Annotated in this window: 18 protein-coding genes and 1 pseudogene; 12 read left to right on the top strand and 7 right to left on the bottom strand. The window is 58.3% G+C overall.

Annotation, left to right across the window (positions count from 1 at the left end; genetic code table 11):
* Positions 1 to 99: 99 nt before the first annotated feature.
* Positions 100 to 861, top strand: a complete 762-nt coding sequence (locus tag QWJ10_RS12960; RefSeq protein WP_010795745.1) for a YkgJ family cysteine cluster protein — start codon at positions 100 to 102, stop codon at positions 859 to 861.
* A 69-nt stretch (positions 862 to 930) separates the two neighbouring features.
* Here the strand turns inward: QWJ10_RS12960 and gltP are convergent, their stop codons facing one another.
* On the bottom strand, positions 931 to 2,277 hold the full coding sequence (gltP, locus tag QWJ10_RS12965) for a glutamate/aspartate:proton symporter GltP (protein ID WP_074822120.1): 1,347 nt from the start codon (positions 2,275 to 2,277) through the stop codon (positions 931 to 933).
* A 333-nt stretch (positions 2,278 to 2,610) separates the two neighbouring features.
* Positions 2,611 to 2,988: a hypothetical protein gene (locus tag QWJ10_RS12970; RefSeq protein ID WP_289926905.1), complete on the bottom strand. Its 378-nt coding sequence runs from the start codon at positions 2,986 to 2,988 to the stop codon at positions 2,611 to 2,613.
* Positions 2,989 to 3,111: 123 nt separating this feature from the next.
* On the opposite strand from QWJ10_RS12970, the gene QWJ10_RS12975 reads away from it, so the two are divergent.
* Positions 3,112 to 3,315 carry a hypothetical protein gene (locus QWJ10_RS12975; protein WP_289926908.1) on the top strand — a complete coding sequence of 68 codons (204 nt, stop codon included), beginning with the start codon at positions 3,112 to 3,114 and terminating at the stop codon, positions 3,313 to 3,315.
* A 356-nt stretch (positions 3,316 to 3,671) separates the two neighbouring features.
* Positions 3,672 to 3,971, top strand: a complete 300-nt coding sequence (locus QWJ10_RS12980) for a hypothetical protein (RefSeq protein WP_289926910.1) — start codon at positions 3,672 to 3,674, stop codon at positions 3,969 to 3,971.
* 30 nt (positions 3,972 to 4,001) lie between these two features.
* On the opposite strand, the gene QWJ10_RS12985 is transcribed toward QWJ10_RS12980, so the two are convergent.
* Together QWJ10_RS12985 and QWJ10_RS12990 are read right to left on the bottom strand one after the other, a co-directional pair.
* Positions 4,002 to 4,457: a DUF2267 domain-containing protein gene (locus QWJ10_RS12985; protein ID WP_289926911.1), complete on the bottom strand. Its 456-nt coding sequence runs from the start codon at positions 4,455 to 4,457 to the stop codon at positions 4,002 to 4,004.
* A 1-nt stretch (position 4,458) separates the two neighbouring features.
* Positions 4,459 to 4,920: a DUF2267 domain-containing protein gene (locus tag QWJ10_RS12990; protein ID WP_019366029.1), complete on the bottom strand. Its 462-nt coding sequence runs from the start codon at positions 4,918 to 4,920 to the stop codon at positions 4,459 to 4,461.
* A 217-nt stretch (positions 4,921 to 5,137) separates the two neighbouring features.
* On the opposite strand from QWJ10_RS12990, the gene QWJ10_RS12995 reads away from it, so the two are divergent.
* The gene (locus QWJ10_RS12995; protein WP_125887530.1) at positions 5,138 to 6,496 is read left to right on the top strand and encodes an erythromycin esterase family protein; all 1,359 of its coding nucleotides are present in this window, start codon (positions 5,138 to 5,140) and stop codon (positions 6,494 to 6,496) included.
* 52 nt (positions 6,497 to 6,548) lie between these two features.
* Here the strand turns inward: QWJ10_RS12995 and QWJ10_RS13000 are convergent, their stop codons facing one another.
* Positions 6,549 to 7,619: an SMP-30/gluconolactonase/LRE family protein gene (locus tag QWJ10_RS13000; RefSeq protein WP_289926914.1), complete on the bottom strand. Its 1,071-nt coding sequence runs from the start codon at positions 7,617 to 7,619 to the stop codon at positions 6,549 to 6,551.
* Between the two features lie 303 nt (positions 7,620 to 7,922).
* Here QWJ10_RS13000 and QWJ10_RS13005 point away from each other — a divergent pair, with 303 nt between their 5' ends.
* Both QWJ10_RS13005 and QWJ10_RS13010 read left to right on the top strand, forming a co-directional pair.
* Positions 7,923 to 9,563 carry a methyl-accepting chemotaxis protein gene (locus tag QWJ10_RS13005; protein ID WP_289926915.1) on the top strand — a complete coding sequence of 547 codons (1,641 nt, stop codon included), beginning with the start codon at positions 7,923 to 7,925 and terminating at the stop codon, positions 9,561 to 9,563.
* Positions 9,564 to 9,912: 349 nt separating this feature from the next.
* Positions 9,913 to 10,239: a thioredoxin family protein gene (locus QWJ10_RS13010; protein WP_019366033.1), complete on the top strand. Its 327-nt coding sequence runs from the start codon at positions 9,913 to 9,915 to the stop codon at positions 10,237 to 10,239.
* A gap of 41 nt (positions 10,240 to 10,280) precedes the next feature.
* Here the strand turns inward: QWJ10_RS13010 and QWJ10_RS13015 are convergent, their stop codons facing one another.
* Positions 10,281 to 11,324, bottom strand: coding sequence for a DUF748 domain-containing protein (locus tag QWJ10_RS13015; RefSeq protein ID WP_125887533.1), 1,044 nt, complete (start codon positions 11,322 to 11,324; stop codon positions 10,281 to 10,283).
* Between the two features lie 253 nt (positions 11,325 to 11,577).
* Between QWJ10_RS13015 and QWJ10_RS13020 the strand changes: the two genes are divergently transcribed.
* The 6 genes and pseudogenes from QWJ10_RS13020 (at position 11,578) to QWJ10_RS13045 (ending at position 18,587) form a co-directional block, all read left to right on the top strand.
* A complete protein-coding gene (locus QWJ10_RS13020; RefSeq protein WP_125887534.1) occupies positions 11,578 to 12,513 on the top strand; it encodes an NADP-dependent oxidoreductase in 936 nt (311 codons plus the stop codon).
* Positions 12,514 to 12,571: 58 nt separating this feature from the next.
* Positions 12,572 to 12,895, top strand: coding sequence for a DNA gyrase modulator (locus QWJ10_RS13025; RefSeq protein ID WP_289926921.1), 324 nt, complete (start codon positions 12,572 to 12,574; stop codon positions 12,893 to 12,895).
* 78 nt (positions 12,896 to 12,973) lie between these two features.
* Positions 12,974 to 13,789: pseudogene (locus tag QWJ10_RS13030) on the top strand (ATP-binding cassette domain-containing protein); the annotation flags it as partial.
* A 14-nt stretch (positions 13,790 to 13,803) separates the two neighbouring features.
* Entirely contained in the window at positions 13,804 to 14,292 is a 489-nt protein-coding gene (locus tag QWJ10_RS13035) for a GNAT family N-acetyltransferase (RefSeq protein ID WP_289926923.1), read from the top strand.
* Positions 14,289 to 15,431, top strand: coding sequence for an efflux RND transporter periplasmic adaptor subunit (locus tag QWJ10_RS13040; protein ID WP_289926925.1), 1,143 nt, complete (start codon positions 14,289 to 14,291; stop codon positions 15,429 to 15,431). The genes QWJ10_RS13035 and QWJ10_RS13040 overlap by 4 nt, the downstream gene beginning before the upstream one ends.
* A gap of 9 nt (positions 15,432 to 15,440) precedes the next feature.
* The gene (locus tag QWJ10_RS13045) at positions 15,441 to 18,587 is read left to right on the top strand and encodes a multidrug efflux RND transporter permease subunit (protein WP_289926928.1); all 3,147 of its coding nucleotides are present in this window, start codon (positions 15,441 to 15,443) and stop codon (positions 18,585 to 18,587) included.
* A 99-nt stretch (positions 18,588 to 18,686) separates the two neighbouring features.
* Here the strand turns inward: QWJ10_RS13045 and QWJ10_RS13050 are convergent, their stop codons facing one another.
* On the bottom strand, positions 18,687 to 19,160 hold the full coding sequence (locus QWJ10_RS13050) for a GNAT family N-acetyltransferase (RefSeq protein WP_289926931.1): 474 nt from the start codon (positions 19,158 to 19,160) through the stop codon (positions 18,687 to 18,689).
* Between the last annotated feature and the right edge of the window lie 9 nt (positions 19,161 to 19,169).

Consider the following 19,169-nt stretch of genomic DNA (forward strand, 5'->3'; position numbering starts at 1 on the left):
GCCAGCCCTTGCAAGGCTGGCGCGCTAATTGCTCGGAAGAGGTTTTCCTGGCGGCGGTGCCTGTTTTCCGCCGCTCGTTCAACCAGTTCTGGGTCCGACATGAATACTCGATTCGCCTGTAACGGCTGCGGCAAGTGCTGCAACGATCATCACGTCCCTTTGACGCTTCAGGAAGCCAAGGCCTGGGCAACCGATGGCGGCCAATTGATCATTCTGGTCGAAGGCTTTCTGGACAATGGCTACGGAGTGCCTGTCAACCAGCGTGAGCATGTACAGCGCCGTTCGCTACCGGTTCGTTGCGGCAATACACAGGCCTACGTCTCTATCACCTTTGCTGCGTATAACGTTGGCCCGTGCCGCAACCTGGACGACAGTAATCGCTGTTCGATCTATGAGCGTCGCCCATTGGTCTGCCGGATTTATCCAATGGAGATCAATCCGCATATTCCGCTGCGCCCGGATTTGAAGGACTGCGCGCCTGAAACCTGGCAGTCCGGCCCTGAGCTGATTCATGGAGGGCGCCTCATGGATACAGAGCTGGCAGCTCTGATCGAGCGCTCCCGGCAGGCGGACCGCGAAGAAGTAGGCGCAAAGGCGGAAATCTGCCGTTTGCTGGGCATTCGTACCATGGCGCTCAAGGGGGATGGCTATACCGTCTTCCTGCCAGACCTGGGTGCCTTCCTGAATGCAGTGGATCAGGTAGAGGCCAGCCCTGAACAACCCTGGCCGCCGCTTGAAGAGGAAGAGTGGTCAATGCGGGTTTCGAGCGATGACCTTGCCAGCCAACTCGAAGAAACCGGTGCCATGATCGCTTCGGCCCTGGAAAACATTGGGTTCATCTCGCTCAGCAAGGTGTCCTGACGAACAAGAAACGGGCTAGTTACTAACCCGCACCTAAAAAGAAGCCGCTTTTCAGCGGCTTCTTTTCGATCACGATTGTGCAATATCCGACTTGGTCATGTTGCCGTATGCCTGCGTCTTATCATGACGCCAATGCGGCAGGGAGTTCCAGTAACGCTCGCCTTTTTCAGCGTCGTACAAACCTTCCCAACGGGCAATGACCAGAACCGCCAGGGCATTACCGATTACGTTCAGGGCCGTACGCGCCATGTCCATGATGCGGTCCACGCCGGCAATGAATGCCAGACCTTCCAATGGAATACCCACGCTGCCCAAGGTAGCCAGCAGCACCACGAAGGACACACCCGGTACACCGGCGATGCCCTTGGAGGTCACCATCAGGGTCAGGACCAGCAGAAGCTGCTGACCAAGGCTCAGATCGATGCCATAGAGCTGGGCGATGAAAATGGCGGCAATGCTCTGATACAGCGTCGAGCCGTCCAGATTGAAGGAATACCCTGTCGGAACCACAAAGCTGCTGATCGACTTGGGCGCACCATAGGCTTCCATCTTTTCGATGATACGCGGCAGTACGGTTTCGGAACTGGCCGTGGAATACGCCAGGATCAGCTCGTCTTTGAAGATGCGGATCAGCTTCATGACCGAGAAGCCGAACAGCCTGGCCACCAGTCCTAGCACCACCAGAGCAAAGAACAGGATGGCGACATAAACCAGGATCACCAGCTTGGCCAGCGGCAGCAGCGAGGAGAAACCAAAGTTGGCCACGGTTACCGAAATCAGCGCGAACACACCGATGGGCGCGTAGCGCATGATCATGTGGGTAACCTTGAACATGGCTTCGGAAATGCCCTGGAACACACGAACCACGGGCTCACGCGTACTGTCAGGCAGCGCGCCCAGGCCCAGTCCGAACATCACCGAGAAAAAGATGATGGGCAGCATCTCGCCACGGGCCACCGCAGCAAAGATATTGGAAGGGATCAGGTTGAGGATGGTCGCCACGAGCGCATGGTCGTGCTGAACCTCCTGCGTGGTCTTCTGATACTGGGAGATATCCACCGTACCCAGGGTAGACATGTCGATCCCCGAGCCAGGCTGGAAGAAGTTGGCCAGCATCAGTCCCACCACAATGGCAATCGTGGTGACAATCTCAAAATACACGATGGTCTTGAGGCCGATGCGCCCCAGCTTTTTCGAGTCCCCTACCCCGGCGATGCCTACGATGAGGGTGGAGATCACGATGGGTATGACAATCATCTTGATCAGGCGAATGAAGATATCGCCGCCTGGCTTGAGAACATTGTCGATCCACCAGGCTTTTTCGCCGCTGAAGTGGTTGAGAAGCGCTCCGACTGCAATTCCCAGGGCAAGACCGATGAGAATCTGCCAGGCAAGACTAAGCTTGGGCTTGGACATGAATGTATATCCCCGTTGTTCTAGTTTTGGCGTTGTAATGGAAGGCGCCAGAAAAAGAGAATTGGCGCAAAAAGGCGGCCATCATTGGCTGACGAGACACTACCGTCTAATGCCGCTCCTATCTGCCCTATACCGATTCGGCATGGGCATGCCTCTTGATTTCCTTTAAAAACAAAGAGTTGGCTAGTCTACCACAGGCCAAAACAAACACAGCCGTCTAGAATATTTCTGAGGAATAGATCAGCTAAACGGTATTTCAAGGCCGTAGCCGCCAGGATCCGTACGCGGGCAATCACTTTTGCCGATGCTCAAGCTCAAGAGTAAAACGGCACCCTAGTTCCTGGCAGGCGTACGGCTGGCCTTGGAGGAACGTTCGTCCTGCCAGATAGGCTCCATGCGCTGGCGATCCAGACTGAACGCAGGGCAGCGCCTATCACCACCGGCGATGCCACCGCTGGGATAACACCATAACGTACCGTCAACCCGGTAGAGTTCACTGGGTATGTCACAGCAGGCCGGAGAAACGTAATAAGCGGTCTCTCCCTCAAACATCGTCCTGAAAATACGTCTGGGCGGATTGGCTTCAGGCAGCGCCTGTAACGACTTGATCCTCGCCTTTAACCAGTCCGGGGTATCTGCGGACTCCGTTGGGGTAGACACCTTCGAGCATCCTGCCACTGTCACCAACAGTAGTATCCATGCGATTCTCATGCAGCATTCCCTCTATTTCGTCGTTACGTCATTAAAGCAGATGGACGAAAGTGCCGGAGGATCGCTCAGGAACTCGCCCCCGGGTGCAGGCTCGAAATAACGCACCCATCCGAGGACAACATCATGCACAAGACTTTGGCCTCTGCCGTCTTGCTGGCCAGTGCGCTTAGCTTGGCCGCCTGTGAAAAGACTTCCGAAGACAACAAGACTGGCAGTCAGCCTACCAATGAACAGGCGCAAGGCGCTGTGTCCAGCCCTGCCAGCGAGCAGGGCGTAAAGCAGGAACTGGCACCCGCTGCCAGAGCCTCTGACGAGAAGAAGCCCTAACGGTCGACTTACAGGCGTCTTACTCACGCAATAGCAAAAGGCTTACATCGCATGCCTGTAGTCAGCGCTATTGCCCGCGCCTTCTCCTGCGTAATCTACACACATCGGACTGCAGCGCAGGAAGCGCTCAGGGAGATCAAGGACGAATGACCACGCCAGGATGGCAGCTTGCCAGGGATGTCGAGTATGGTCAGCAAAACCCGCTTCGGCGGGTTTTTTATTGCCTGCAAAAAGGTGCTCTTCCAACCGCTTTCGAACAGGTGGCCTCAAGCACGTTCAGCGCTAGCGCCGTCACGTTCATTGACAGCGCGTTGAAAATCCTTATCGCTATATTGGTAACTATATAACGATTATGCATGATGAACCTCACGCTGAAAGCTCTTATTCCGTCACGCCTGCTGGGCGTTACGCTTGTGTCGCTCCTGTTCTTGACCTCCTCTGCCCATAGCGCTGTGGTGTGTGATGTGGGCGGGCCGCAGAGGAGCCGCGAGCCACTAGCACAGCGTTCTGCCTGTTGTCCTGAGCGCAATGGTCTGCGCCTTTCAACGGGCAAAAAAAAGCCCCAACAGGTGGGGCAGAAAAAGAAGTCAGGCAGCGAAGGAGGGTGGAAAGCTGCCTGCCTGATCACTGTATCGACACGGTTTGCCAGAGCTTGAGCCGCATTGAGTCAATTACCTGGAAAAAACTCAAACCGCTCCGTGTCCTGGATAGGGCAAGGGCTCATTGCTCCATAAACTGCGCAAGTCGAATGGCAGGCGTCCGGCAAACTCGGCCACGACTTCAGCCGGTATTTTCTTGCACATCACTTCAAGGGACGCCTTGACGCCGCGCTCGACCGAAATGTCGAGGTTGCGAAAAACGGTTTCCTCGATGCGGCCAAGAAACTCGCTGCGGCTCGTGGCCGGGTGGGGAGCTGACGGGCGCCAGTTTTCGAACAAGGCGCCCTTCAGCGGAATTGGCAAACACTTGGCCAGACGCGCGACCTGATCAGGATCAAGCTGCCGACGGACCGCTTGCAGCGTGCATTGCAAAGAGGTCATGGCAAGACGCCGGTTTCGAGTTCCCATGCGCTCATCGACGTCCGCGATCCACTGCAAGGCCTGCTTTACGGACTGGTCCAGCTCTTCAACGTTGATGTGCATCTTACGCTTCCCCTTCCCGAGTGCCGGGCACACCGGTGTCTTCCGGCCAAAGGCTACGCAGCGGCATGGGGAACAGGCTGGCGACCTTGGCGACTTCGTTAGGGTCTATACGCTCATACAGGACACGTAGCACCGACTTGGCCGCCCTGTGCGGATCCAGATCGATTGAGGACGATACAAGGCTGCTGATCTTTTTCAGGAAGGCGTCCTGGGTTTCTTCCTGGGTGGGTGTGCCCGCCGGATGGAAGTTCTCATAAAAAATGCCGCGAATCATGAGGGGCAACTGGGCAGCCAGGTGAGCCGCGTTATCGATTCCGATACGGTCTCGTACCGAAAGCAGTACGGCGCGTAAGGCATGATAAGCCGTCTGTCGATCAGGAGCGCCCAGATGCGTGGCGATATCGTCAAGCCACAGGTTCGTTTGCTGAATGGTTCGGTCCAACACCTCGACATTGGATGACATGGAGGTCCTCCTCGTGATTGCAGGATGAATTCGGTTGACCGTGCGTCTGTAACAATGTCGCAACGAAGCGGAGCCCCTGCCGATGACTGGTTTGGACACCAGTGCGTTGGTCGCATAGCTGGAACATCCCCCTGCCGAGCCCTGTCTCTGATATAGGCATGACCGCACCCTACCGCCCATGGATAAAGGGCCTCACTGCATTCGCGAGGTAACAACCATGAGCGCACCGGCCAGAGAACGACTGCAACGCTTCCTGCGTCGATCATCCACCTCGGATCAACACACGATCGACATGCTCAGGCGCTATGCAGAACCGCTTCCGGACCTGGAAAGCCCTGATTTTGGCCCTCTCTTCGATCGCTACGCCGATGCACGGGTGGTGTTGATCGGCGAAGCCAGTCACGGCACATCCGATTTTTATCGGACCCGCGCCGCCATCACCCGCCACCTGATCGAGCACCATGGGTTTTCGATCGTGGCCGTCGAGGCGGACTGGCCGGACGCCGGCTACATAGATCGCTACGTACGCGGGCGAACAAACGATGACTGGAAGGCAACGGGTTTCAAGCGTTTTCCCACCTGGATGTGGCGTAATACGGACGTAGAAGTCTTTACACAATGGCTACGCGACTATAACGAGCAACGGGCCCCTGGAGACCGAGTAGAGTTTCGTGGCCTGGATGTCTACAGCCTGCGCAACTCCATCGCCGAGGTGCTGGATTACCTGGGCAAGACCGATCCGGAATTAGCGAAGCAGGCCCGGGAGCGCTATAGCTGTCTTTCCCGTTGGCAGGACGAGCCGGCTATCTATGGCCACCTAGTAGAGCGTGCCGGAAAGGACTCCTGCGAAGACGCAGTCGTCAACCAGCTGCACAGCCTGCTCTCCACCCGGCTTGAAGAGCTTGCGCAGGATGAAGAAGATCTGTTCAACGCCAAGCAAAACGCTCGAGTGGTCCGGGCGGCAGAGCAATACTATCGGGCGATGTACCGCGGTTCGGTCGCCTCCTGGAACCTACGTGATCGACATATGTTCGATACCCTGCAAACCCTGCTGGAGCACCGTGGCCCTGAGGCAAAGGCCATTGTCTGGGCACACAACTCCCATGTGGGCAATGCCGATGCGACTGCCATGGGCTGGCGCGGTGAATTCAATATTGGTCAGCTGTGCCGCAGCGCCTACGAGCGGGAGGCCGTCCTGATTGGTATGGGCACTGACCGGGGAACCGTCGCGGCAGCAGACGACTGGGATGGCGAGATGTATATCAAGCAGGTTCGCCCTTCCCGTCACGACAGTTGGGAACACCGCTTTCTGAAGGCGGGTGTACCGGCGTCCCTCACCGATTGGCGGGACTTCCGGCGAGAGGATCTACGTGAGGCCTTGGGTGAGCTAAATCTCAACCGCGCCATTGGCGTCATCTACCGACCTGAAACCGAGCGCATGAGCCACTACTTCGAAACGGTACTGGCCGATCAGTTCGATGCCTTCATCTGGATTGAGGAAACCCAGGCCGTTACGCCGTTGGGCGACTCGGAAGCGGCAGGTTCGGCAGACGAGACCTACCCATTCGGCCTGTAACGTTTTTTGGCCAGGCGCGACGGCATTCTGCGCTTGGCCAACCTCATGCCGCTCAGCTGCGACGGGCAGCTGTTGCATTCACATAGGTGGCATAGAGTGACTGCCCACCGGTAATGAACAGGCGGTTGCCCTTAGGTCCGCCAAACTCCACATTGGATACCGTTTCCGGCAGATGCAGGGTAGCCAGTGGCTGACCTTCAGGCGAAAAGACGCGAACACTGTTGTTAGCCGCGTCCCCTGCCCAGCTGCACCAGAGATTGCCATCGCTATCGCAGCGGAATCCATCGATTACACCGTTCTTTGCATCGATCAAGACACGCCCCCCCTCGAGCTTACCGCCCTCGCCCACGTTAAACGCCCGCAGATGGCAGGGCTTGCCCGGATCACCACCGCCGGCCGTATCACTGACATACAGGCGCTTGCCATCGGGTGAGAACGCGATACCGTTCGGACGCTGGAAATCTCCCACGGCCACCTGGGCCTCGCCACTTTGTGGATCGATGCGATAGACATTGGTCGGCAGCTCAAAGTCTGCCTTGTGGCCTTCGTATGCCCCCAGGATTCCATAGCCCGGATCGGTAAACCAGACGGCGCCATCAGCCGCAACGACCACATCGTTCGGCGCGTTGAGCTTTTTGCCTTGGAACGCGTCCAGCAGTACCGTGATTGTGCCGTCATACTCCAGGCGAGTTACCCGACGACTATCGTGCTCACAGCTGATCAGCCGTCCTTCTCGGTCACGCGTATGGCCATTGGCATTATTGGACTGGGCGCTATATACCGTGACGCGACCGTCATCCTCATTCCAGCGCAGGATTCGCCCGGTAGGAATGTCACTGAAGAGAAGACAGCGCCAATCCGCCATCCATACGGGGCCTTCCGTCCAGCGACCGCCGCTCCAGAGGCGCTCTACCATCGCATTGCCCAGCCGCCCGGTAAATGCCTTGTCATGAATCTCCCAGGCAGGATCAGGCATGACGATAGCCGGTGTCCCGTTCCAGTCACGGGTGAGGCCAAACGGATCGCCGGAGGGGGTATTGGTAGCTGCCAGCGCACTGCCAGCCGCCAGCGCTGCGGCCGAGGTGAGTGAAACAGTAAGAAATTCGCGACGCGCGAAAGCCATTCTGCATTCCTTATTGTGATTGTTAGAGGAAGTCGTCAAACGCCCACCCTAGAGAGGGCGAAGCAAATAGTCTGACTAAAGAACTGTAGAACAGCGCGATATAAATGCCATTCTTTCAACAGCATTTCGCCAACCATCCCTCATTACAACTCAAGTTTCCCGCCTTCCAGTCGATGTATGACGAAGGGTGAGTAATGGGCGTAACTCAGCTAAACGATGCCCTACGCCCACTAAATACGTTTGATTACTCATGCTGGAGCGATGGTGTTCAGACCTCGCTCACCTTTATTTCAGGGACACACCATGGCCTGGTTTGCCAATGCAAGACTTGCAACAAAGTTGCTAATTGCCTTTCTTTTATGCGCACTGATCACCCTGGCGGTCGGCCTGTTGGGCAAACAGAGCATCGACTCGCTCTCCGATGATCTGGACAACGCGATCCACAACGATCTGGCCTCGGTACTGGCGGTCAATACGCTCTTCCGAAACGTCATTGCCCATAACCGCGATCTCTACAAAGTGCTGGCACTCAAGGCCACGAATGCGGAGCCCGCCGAAGTTCAAATAGCCCTGGACTCGCTGAAAGAGAACGGCGGGACGGTTGATAAAGCATTCGTGGATTATCGAGCGACCCCTCTGGATGGCGAGGAAAAGGCCGAAGGCGACAAATTTGCCAACGATTGGCCCGCCTATACTGCCAGCGTGGACAAAGTCATCTCGGCACTGAGTCGGGGGGAGCTTGAGACCGCTGTGAAGATAACCAACAGCGAGACCTATCCGGCTTATCGCAAGGCTGTTGGCGAGCTGAAGAACATTCTGGCCATCAACATCAAGCAGAGCGAAGAAAGTGCCGCCGATGCGATGCATACGCAGAAAAGCGCCAACCTGACGCTGCTCACGGGCATTATCATCGCCTTCTTCCTGGCCATTGGTCTGGGTCTTCTGATCACTCGCATGATTACTCGTCCGCTGCACTCGGCGGTGGATAGCGCCAAGCGCATTGCCCAAGGAGATCTGACCCAGCATATTCAGGCTCATACCCAGGATGAGACCGGCCAGCTACTGGTGGCACTGTCCAATATGCAGGGCAGCCTCAAGGACACCCTGCAGGAAATTGCCCATGCTTCCCATCAGCTGGCATCGGCAGCCGAAGAGCTCAGTGCGGTAACCGAGGAAAGTACACAGGGACTGACTCGCCAGAACGACGAAATCCAGCAGGCCGCCACGGCAGTCAACGAGATGACCGCCGCGGTGGAAGAAGTGGCACGTAACGCTGTTTCGACGTCCGAAGTTTCCCAGGCGACCAGCCAGGACGCCATGACCGGCCGCCATCAGGTACAGGAAGCCGTAACGGCCATCAATGTCATGACATCGGAAATCACCGCCTCCACTGACAAGGTTGGCACATTGGCCGGTCAGGTGCGAGATATCGCCAAGGTGCTGGACGTAATCCGCGCCATCGCCGAGCAGACCAACCTATTGGCGCTGAACGCCGCGATCGAGGCGGCCCGTGCCGGTGAGCAGGGTCGTGGTTTCGCCGTGGTAGCCGATGAAGTGCGTGCGCTGGCTCATCGCACACAGTCCTCCACCGGAGAGATTGAAAGCATGATCAGTACGGTACGCGCCGGGGCGGATCAGGCGGTAGAAGCCATGGTGAAGAGCCAGTCGCTGGCCACTAACACCCAAAGCCTTGCGATTGCTGCCGGCGATGCGCTGACCCGGATCACCGAAGGTGTATCGCAGATCAACGAGCGCAACCTGGTAATTGCCAGTGCTTCCGAAGAGCAGGCCCAGGTCGCCCGGGAGGTCGACCGTAATCTGGTCAACATCCAGGACCTGTCGGCCCAGACCGCCGCAGGGGCTAACCAGACCAGTGCCTCAAGCCAGGAACTGTCCCGCTTGGCGACATCTTTCAACACCATGGTGGCACGCTTCAAGCTGTAACGCGGTAATACTGGAAAGCCCGCTCCGGCGGGCTTTTTCATGCTCGGTACTTTTTAGCAGGCAAACAAAAACCCCGCCTAAGCGGGGTTTTCTGACCGGACTCAATGTCCTTATCGAGTTTGCCATCCTGGCTCGGTCATCATCCTTGACCTTCGTATGAGCGCGTCCTGCGCTGCTGTCCGATGTGTGTAGATTACGCACAAGCCCGGCAGCGTCATAGCGCCAACCGTGGTAATGCTGTGTAAGCCTTTTGCTATATCGCTGTAGGACATGGCAACGGCTTTCGAGATATTCCCTGGCGATCGGTGGTCTGCTGTAAGGTATCCCTTGACGCTTCAGGAGTCCCCTTATGGCCATGAACACTACCTATGCTGCGCAGGAGCCCAGCCGCAATGAGGTCGATGCGCTCGAAGGTGCCACGCTCATCGAGTTCGGCGCGCCCTGGTGCGGCTTCTGTCGGGCCGCACAACCTTTGATCGAGCAAGCCTTCCAGGATCACCCAGCTATTCGTCATCTCAAGATCGAGGATGGCAGCGGCCGGCGACTAGGCCGCTCCTTCAAAGTCAAGCTCTGGCCTACGCTGATCTTCTTTCGAAACGGCCAGGAAATCTCTCGTCTGGTGCGTCCTGCCAGCACCGACGATATCCGGCAGGGCCTGGCGGGCATTGATCAGTGACTGGCAGGCAAGGCGAAAGCACCCTTCGCCTTGCCGCCCGGCTAATGAGCCCCTGGTACCACCGAGTCGATAAACTGCTGCCGGAAGGATGCCTTGGGATCGAGCCGAAGCTCATTCGCATTAATGACGCCTGCCAACCGCAACGTGACCCCGTCGTCCGGATCCTGTGGGTCATCCTGATCAGTCAGTTTGGCCGCCACACTGGCGATGCCTTCCTTCAGAGTGCCCAAGACGCCTTTTTCCTTTACGTCCTTTTCCAGCGAAACCATTTTGAGGTTTTCGTACCGGGGCTTCGTATAGGCCGTGAAGTTACCCTGTTGTGCCGAGACGTGTGTCCGCGAAGATAGCGTGCCCTGCTCGACATCGATATTGGCATAAGCCCGGAAAAAATCATTCAGCCGGCTGAGCGGCAAATCATCGATTGCACTGTCCATTTCAAACGTCGGGTTGGGTGACAGACCATCCAGCCGCAAGCGGGTTGTCATGCTACCGGCACCCATGGGATTACCCGTCATTTCTGATTCTGCCCAGAGCGGATCATCGACATTGTCTGCATTGGCCAGATTACGAGTAACCGACTCTATGTTACTGATGTAAAGCGTCACAGGGCGTTCCGGACGCTTGTCGATCAGTTGAATTATTCCATCATGGATTTCTGACTGGTTGGGCGGTAGCGGCGATAAGGCATCGACCTGCTGCAACCAGCTCGAATCGATTCCGGTCTGGCTATGATCTTCGCTGTCGGCCAATACGAAGGTCAGTACCGGGCGATACATATGCATCAGCCCCACGGGTTTTGCATCGACAAACTTTCCCCATTGGGTCCAGCTATCAATGCGCTCAGCCTCGAAGAACGGCTCCGGCACTGCACCATTGGCCTTTTCGATTCGAACGTTCTTGAGCGTGTAGCCCCCTTTCAACAGGCTGACGTCCACGTCTTCGATGGTAGCTCGATACCCCGGTATTTCGTTGAGCGTCTGTTCTACGTAGCGGTGGATACCATAAGGCGCTGCCAGTCGCGCCAGAACAAGCACGGCGACTACAATAAGCAACACAGGGAGCGTTTTACCAGACGTACGTTTCATGAAACCTCTAGCAGACAGTCATCATGCGGTAAGCACTAGACCCGCAGGAGTCGCCTGAAATTTGTCTGGCCAGACGACCGGCATGGCTTGAAAACGGGAAAACGCCTTGATTCAACGTGTTTTATGACAAGCGAGACGCTAACTACTTCGCACCTGAAGCAGGTCAATGCAACTCTTGCATTGAAAAGAACCTAACAACATCACCTATACAGACGGCCACGGCGGCCGCTCTCCCTACTTCATGGAGAATTCGATGAAAGCTGTTCAGATTCACTCCTATGGCGATGCCAGTGTCCTTACCTATACCGACGTGGAAAAGCCGACCCTGAACCCCGACGATGTATTGATTCGTGTGGTGGCTTCCTCGGTCAACCCCGTCGACTGGAAAATCCGCCAGGGTTATCTGAAGGACATGCTGCCCTACGACCTGCCTGTGACCCTGGGCTGGGACGTTTCCGGCATCGTTGAAGAAGTCGGTGCGAGCGTTACTCGCTTCAAGAAAGGCGATGCGGTCTATTCCCGCCCGGACATCAAGCGCAATGGCACCTACGCCGAATACATTGCGGTGCGCGAAAGCGAAGTGGCCTGCAAACCCAAGACGCTGTCCCATGCCGATTCCGCCTCCCTGCCCCTGGCCGGTATCACGGCCTGGGAAGCTATCGTGCATGTGGGCCAGACCCAGCCGGGCCAGAAGGTGCTGATTCATGCGGCCTCAGGCGGCGTTGGCACACTGGCTGTACAGCTGGCCAAATGGCGCGGCGCCCAGGTGATTGCCACCTGTTCCGAGAAGAACCGCAAGCTTGTCGAGTCTCTGGGTGCTGATCAGGTCATCGACTATAAGAGCCAGAATTTCCAGGAGATCGTAAAAGACGCCGATTTGGTCTTCGATACCCTGGGTGGCGAGGTGCAGGAAGCGTCCTTCAGCGTGCTCAAGCCTGGGGGTATTCTGGTCTCCATCGTTGCACCGCCGTCGGAAGAAAAGGCCAAGGCCCACAACGTCCGCAGTGCGTTTATCTTCATCGAACCCAATGCCGAGATCCTGCAGGAGCTGGCACGTCTGGCAGACAGCGGTCATCTGCGTCCAGTCGTGTCGGCCGAGTTCGCGCTAAAGGACATTGCCAAGGCCCATGAGGCAAGCGAATCCGGCCGTACAGTAGGCAAGATCGTCATCCACGTGGGACAGCCCTGATCCCACTGCTGGACGCAGGCCACGCTGCGTCCAGTGCTTTCACGAACAACGCTTCGCCTTGCTTCACAGCCGCGCTGACACTTGGTCCCTGCGTTATGTCAGCGAAACTACCCATGCCTTAAGCGTCACCCGAAATGTCATCGATCCGCCTTTCTTCCAGAAGGACGAAGGCGCAATGGTCTATGTTCGCCTGAATGGGATCGAGACCTATGCAGCAACCTCGGACCTCACCGTAGCGGGCCTTCAGAAAGCCCTCGAGCAGGCCGAGCAGTATGCTCAGGCATTGGCCCAACATAGCCTGATCGACTTTACCGACATGCCGGTGGCCACAGACAGGGCGGGGACGTGGTACGGGCCGAGTTTCTACGCAAGCGTAATCTGAAGTACTTCAAAGCGGCACGGGCGCTGGGGCTGTTCGGCCGCAAGGTCATGTGACGACACATCCTGCCAACGCGATGCCTCGCTGATACAGGCGCAGGATGTACGCGTCTGGTTTCCGCTGCCCAAACCGTTGTTCAGCCGCCAGCGCCACTATGTCAAGGCGGTGGACGGTGTGAGCTTCGAGCTAAAGAAAGGCCGTACCCTGGGCATCGTGGGCGAGTCCGGCTCAGGCAAGTCCACCCTGGGCCAGGCGATTCTGCGACTGGTGCAGGCCCAGGGCGGCATCCGCTTTCAGGAGCAGGCGATCGAAACGTTTAACACCAGGCAGATGCGTCCGCTTCGTCGCCACATGCAGGTTGTGTTTCAGGACCCGTTCGGCAGCCTGAGCCCACGGATGTCCGTCGCGCAGATCATCCGTGAGGGTTTGGATATCCACAAGATCGGCACACCCAAAGAGCGGGAATCGGCGATCATTAGGGTCTTACAGGAAGTAGGTCTCGATCCTGAAACACGGCACCGCTATCCTCATGAGTTTTCGGGCGGCCAACGCCAGCGTATCGCCATCGCGAGGGCGCTTGTGCTGCAACCCGAGCTGATATTGCTGGACGAGCCCACGTCGGCTCTGGATCGTACCGTTCAAAAGCAGGTTGTCGACCTGTTGCGTAACCTGCAGGCGATTCATGAGCTAACGTATCTGTTCATAAGCCATGATCTGGCCGTGGTTCGGGCATTGGCCCATGATCTGATTGTCATCAAGGATGGCAAGGTCGTGGAACACGGCGAGGCCTGCCGGATCTTTCAGGCGCCACAACACCCGTATACTCAGGAATTACTGGCGGCGTCGGTCGCACCATTGGAACGCTCAGGCGAGATCGTTGACCGACAACGGGCCTGAATCAAGGAGGACTCATGACCATTACCCTACGCGCTATCCGCGAGAGCGATGCCGAGGCTTTGGCATCGATTCTGAACCAGCCGGGCACGCGCCGGGGTACGCTGCGCCTACCCTACCGACCCACTCAGAGCATAAGCGACTGGATCAAGCAGTACCCCGCTGAAGACGTTCGGGTACTGGCCGAACAGCAAGGCAACGTGTTGGGCTTTGCAACGCTCAACCGTATGAAAGGCCGGCGGATTCATGTGGCGGAGCTGGTCATTGCGGTTGGGGATGACCACACTGGTAAAGGCGTGGGAACCCAGCTGATGGCGGCGCTGATTGACGCCGCCGACAACTGGATGAACCTCAAGCGTGTTGAGCTGACGGTATACACGGATAACGCACCGGCTATCGCCTTGTATGAAAAATTCGGCTTTGTTCACGAGGGCACTCAGATCGCCTATGCCTATCGTGACGGTGCCTACGTGGATGTCTATTGCATGGCCCGGGTGAGAGCATGAAGGATGTGGTAAAGGGCGCGCTGCTGGCACTGGCCGTGTTGCTCCAAGGTTGTGAACCCACCGAAAAGACAGCCGAAACGCAAACGCCAGCCGTCCTGAAGGTGGACATCGCAACGGTTACGCCCTCGACGGAGCCGCTGACCACGCGTCTCACCGGCCGGATGGAGGCCTATCGTACGGCGGAAGTCCGTGCCCGCGTGGAAGGTATCGTGGAGGCTCGCACCTACCAGGAGGGCCAGGAGGTCAAAGCCGGTACGTTGCTGTTTCGTATCGACCCGGCTCCGCTCAAGGCCGAGTTGGCTGCGGCAGAAGCCGAGCTGGCCCAGGCACGGGCGGCTGCCGATGCCGCTGAAGACATTGCCAAACGCTCCAGGCAGCTGATGGCCGATGAGTCCATCAGCGCCCAGCAGTACCGCAAGGACTTCTTTACCGAGAAGCAGGCACGGGCTACCGAAAAGGCAGCCGAAGCCAAGGTACAGAGCGCCCGCCTCAAGCTCGCCTATGCCAACGTGACCGCTCCGATTGCCGGCCGCGCACGCCGGGCCGAGGTCACCGAGGGAGCACTGGTCGGTCAGGATGAAGGCACCAAACTGACCACGGTCGAGCAGATCGACCCGATCTATGTGAATTTTGCCCAGCCCATGGCCGACTCCCTGGGGCTCAGGCAGAGCCTTCAGCAGGCCGACAAGCGCGAGAAGCCCATCCTGCGCCTGCGACTGAGCAATGGTTCGACCTACCCCTTGAACGGCACCCTGCTCTTCTCCGATTGGGCCGTGGATGAGAAGACCGATACGGTGGCCATGCGGGCTGTGTTCGATAACCCCGACCATCTGCTGCTGCCCGGAATGTATGTGCAGGTCGAGCTGCAGCAGCCCGGCCAGACGCAGGCCGTTCTTATTCCCCAGCAGGCCCTGACACGCACCCGTGAAGGCGCCTATACCATGGTTGTCGACGAGATCAACCACGCCCACAGCCGCCCGATTTCCGCCGATACGCTCGAAGGCAATCAATGGCGCGTCACCGACGGTCTGAAAGCTGGCGAGCGGGTCATCCTCAGTGGCAGCGCCCTGAAGGACGGTCAGGCCGTAGAGCCCAAGCAAGCCACCCTGACGACCCAGCCGGTCGCCTCAAAAGAGTAAGCGTAGACCATGTCCTCGTTTTTCATTGCGCGCCCAGTGTTCGCCTGGGTCGTCGCCATCATGATCTTTCTGGGCGGCGGCCTGACGGCGCTGCGTCTGGCGGTGGAGCAATACCCTAACGTCTCGCCTCCGAGGGTAGGCATACAGGCCTACTACCCGGGCGCCTCGGCCGAAGTCATCGAACGTACCGTTACCTCCGTTATCGAGCGCGAGCTGAGTGGTATTGAGGGACTGCTGTACTTCGCCTCCGACAGTACCGCCACGGGCGAGGTGGAAATCGGCCTGTCCTTCGAGCCGGGCACCAATCCGCAGATCGCTTCCATTGAAGTGCAGAACCGCATCAAGCGCGTCGAGGAGCGTCTGCCGGAGAGCGTGCGGCGCCAGGGAATCGAAGTGGACAAGAGCGGTGACAACGACCTGCTGTTTGTCACACTCCTGGCAGACAACCCGAACATCACGCATATCCAGATGGGCGACTACGCCACTACCGTGGTGCGCCCTGCCCTGCTGCGTGTGCCCGGCGTGGGCAAGGTGGAGGTCTATAGCCCCGAATATGCCATGCGAATCTGGCCAGACGTCCACAAGCTCACCGCCATGAGCGTGACTACCTCAGACATGGTTGATGCCATCAACCGCTACAACGAGCGCATCACCCTCGGCGCCATCGGGACGCCTCCAGTGCCTGCCAATACCACACTGACGGCCCCGCTGACGGTTGAGGAAACTCTCGATACGCCGCAGTCCTTTGGCGCGGTTCCCTTGCGAGTCAACCCGGACGGGTCGGCCCTGCGCATTCAGGATGTGGCCCGTGTCGAGCTGGGCGGCAACTACTACACCTACCCGTCCTACGTGAACGGCAGGCCTTGTGGCGCCATTTCCATCAAGCTTGCTCCCGGCGCCAACGCGCTCAGCACGGCGCAGGCGGTCAAGGCCACACTGGCGGAGTTGTCCCAGCAGTTCCCACCGGGCATGCACTACCAGACGGCGTTCGATACGACGACCTACGTGCATATGTCCATCGTGAAGGTGGCCTATACGCTGATCGAGGCGATGGTGCTGGTCTTTCTGGTCATGCTGGTGTTTCTGCAAAACCTGCGCGCCACGCTGATCCCGTCCATCGTGGTACCGATAGCCCTGGCCGGCACCTGTGGCGCCATGTTGGCACTGGGTTTCTCTATCAACGTGCTGACCCTGTTCGGTATGGTCCTGGCCATCGGGATTCTGGTGGATGACGCCATCGTAGTAGTGGAAAACGTCGAACGCATCATGCGGGAGGAAGGACTGGCTCCCCGCGAGGCAACGCTCAAGGCCATGCAGCAGATCAGCGGCGCCATTGTGGCAATTACGCTGGTACTGACTGCCGTGTTCATCCCGATGGCGTTTTTCGAGGGCGCTACGGGCTCGATCTACCGGCAGTTCTCCGTGGCGCTGGCCGTGCCGATGGCCTTCTCGGCATTTCTGGCGCTCACGCTAACGCCCGCCCTGTGCGCAACGCTGCTCAAACCGGCAGCGACCAATACGCTCAGCCTGGGCAGAGTGGGTCGCTGGGCGGCTTCCCTATCGGCAGGCTATCAACGCAGTCTGGGCGGTGTCCTGAATCGACCGGTGCGCTTCGTGCTGCTGTATCTCGTTCTGCTGGCCGTGCTGGCGCTCCTGTTCAGCCGCCTGCCCGGCTCCTTTGTGCCGAACGAAGACAAGGGCAGTTTTGCCACCGTCGTGCTGCTTCCCACCGGCTCGACCCAAGAAATGACGCATCAGGTGGTAGAGGAAGTGCAGGCCTATCTGCGCAGCGATCCTTCGGTCGGACAGCTCTTCACCCTGCAGGGCTTCAGTTATTTCGGCGGCGGCGAGAACGCTGCCATGATCTGGCCCACGCTCAAGGATTGGTCCGAACGCAAGGCGCCTGATCAGCACGTCGATGCCATCATCGCACGACTGAACAAGCACTTTGCCAATGGCGTCGCGTCGATCCCCAACGTCACTATCCAGGCCTTGAACACCCCGCCGCTGCCCTCCATGGGACGCACCGCCGGTATCGACATGCGTCTTCAGGATCGCGCAGGGCTTGGGCACGAAGCCTTGCTAGCCGCCAAGGACAAGCTCCTGACACTGGCACGGCAGAATCCTGTATTTGCTACCGCCACCTACTCGGGGCAGGACGACACGCCGCAGCTCAAGGTTTCCATTGATCGCTTGAAAGCCCAAAGCATGGGCGTCTCGGTGGATGAGATCAATTCGACCATGGCCACCCTCTACGGCTCGCTCTATGTGGGGGATTTCATCCATGACAATCAGGTCCGCCGAATCGTCATCCAGGCGGAGGGCAAGGACCGGCAACAGCCTGACAGCTTGCTCCAGGCCCAGGTTCGCAATGCTGACGGCGAGATGGTGCCGCTAAGCACCTTCGTGACGCTTAGATGGACTGTGGGCACGATGGCTATCGAGCACTTCAACGGCTTCCCGTCGCTCTCCATCAACGCCACGCCCGCGCCGGGCTACAGCACCACCCAGGCGATGGATACCATGGCACGCCTGGTAGGTGAGCTACCCACCGGCGTCGGCTATGAATGGGCAGGCCAGTCCTATCAGGAGCGGCTGTCCGGGGATCAGACACCTCTGCTGTTCGGTCTGTCCATTCTTGTAATCTTCCTGTGCCTGGCGGCACTCTACGAGAGCTGGTCGGTACCTTTTGCGGTCATCCTGGCGATTCCGCTGGGCATCATCGGTGCGGTCATGGCCACTACGCTGCGCGGACTGCCGGACGACCTGTACTTCAAGGTCGGCCTCATCACCATCATGGGCCTCACTGCCAAGAACGCCATCCTCATCATCGAGGTGGCCCGTGAACTCCAGCATGAGGGCACTCCCTTGCGTCAGGCCATTCTGGACGCCGCCCGGATGCGCCTGCGCCCTATCGTCATGACGTCCCTGGCCTTCATGTTCGGCGTGCTGCCCCTCATGTTTTCCCAGGGCCCGGGCTCGGCCAGCCAGCACGCCATTGGCACCAGCGTTTTCGGCGGCATGCTCTCGGCCACGCTGCTGACCCTGTTTTTCGTCCCGCTCCTGTATGCACTGGTCATGCGCTTCAAACGGCGCACGACCTCTGCTGCGTCTTCCTCCCCTACGGACAGGACGGCCCATGAGCTTACGCCTTGATGCGCTGCTTTCGCACTCTTCAGACCCTGCCAAACACTTGGATTTCCAGTGGGCGGTAGACCGGTTGATCTGGCTTTTAAAGAATGAGCCGCTCGGCTGCTAACCGGCTTGCTCGGTCAGGATCAATCGCATGCCGATGACATCCACATCCGAGCGCAGCTCCACTGGTTTGAAGCCGAGCTTGTGGTACAGCGACTGTGCCACGGCATTGTCCCGGTAGACGCGCAGCGTAACCATGGAAGCGCCTGTGTCCGCCACAGCCTGCCGAATCAGTTGCTCGCACAACTGCTTGCCATAACCGTGGCCCCGCCAGTCAGGCGAGACGATAATGCGGCACAGGTGGACGGTATCGGGCGAGACGGTTCGGTATTGCCCAAAGGCAAGCGGCCGGTTGACGCCCTCTACCAATGAAAAGCTCTTACCGGGCACCTCCAGCAGTTCCGGCAACTCAGTGGCGGTGAACGGATACCTGAGTTGGGGCCCTGCCCAGCGCGCGCAGGCGTCAGCCGTAGGCACCCAGGCAACCAGTGCCTCGTAATCACTGGGAATCGGTGCGCTTAGTGTGGCAGTCATGGTGCAAAC

Source organism: Pseudomonas sp. WAC2 (assembly GCF_030403525.1).
Taxonomy (GTDB): domain Bacteria; phylum Pseudomonadota; class Gammaproteobacteria; order Pseudomonadales; family Pseudomonadaceae; genus Chryseomonas; species Chryseomonas luteola.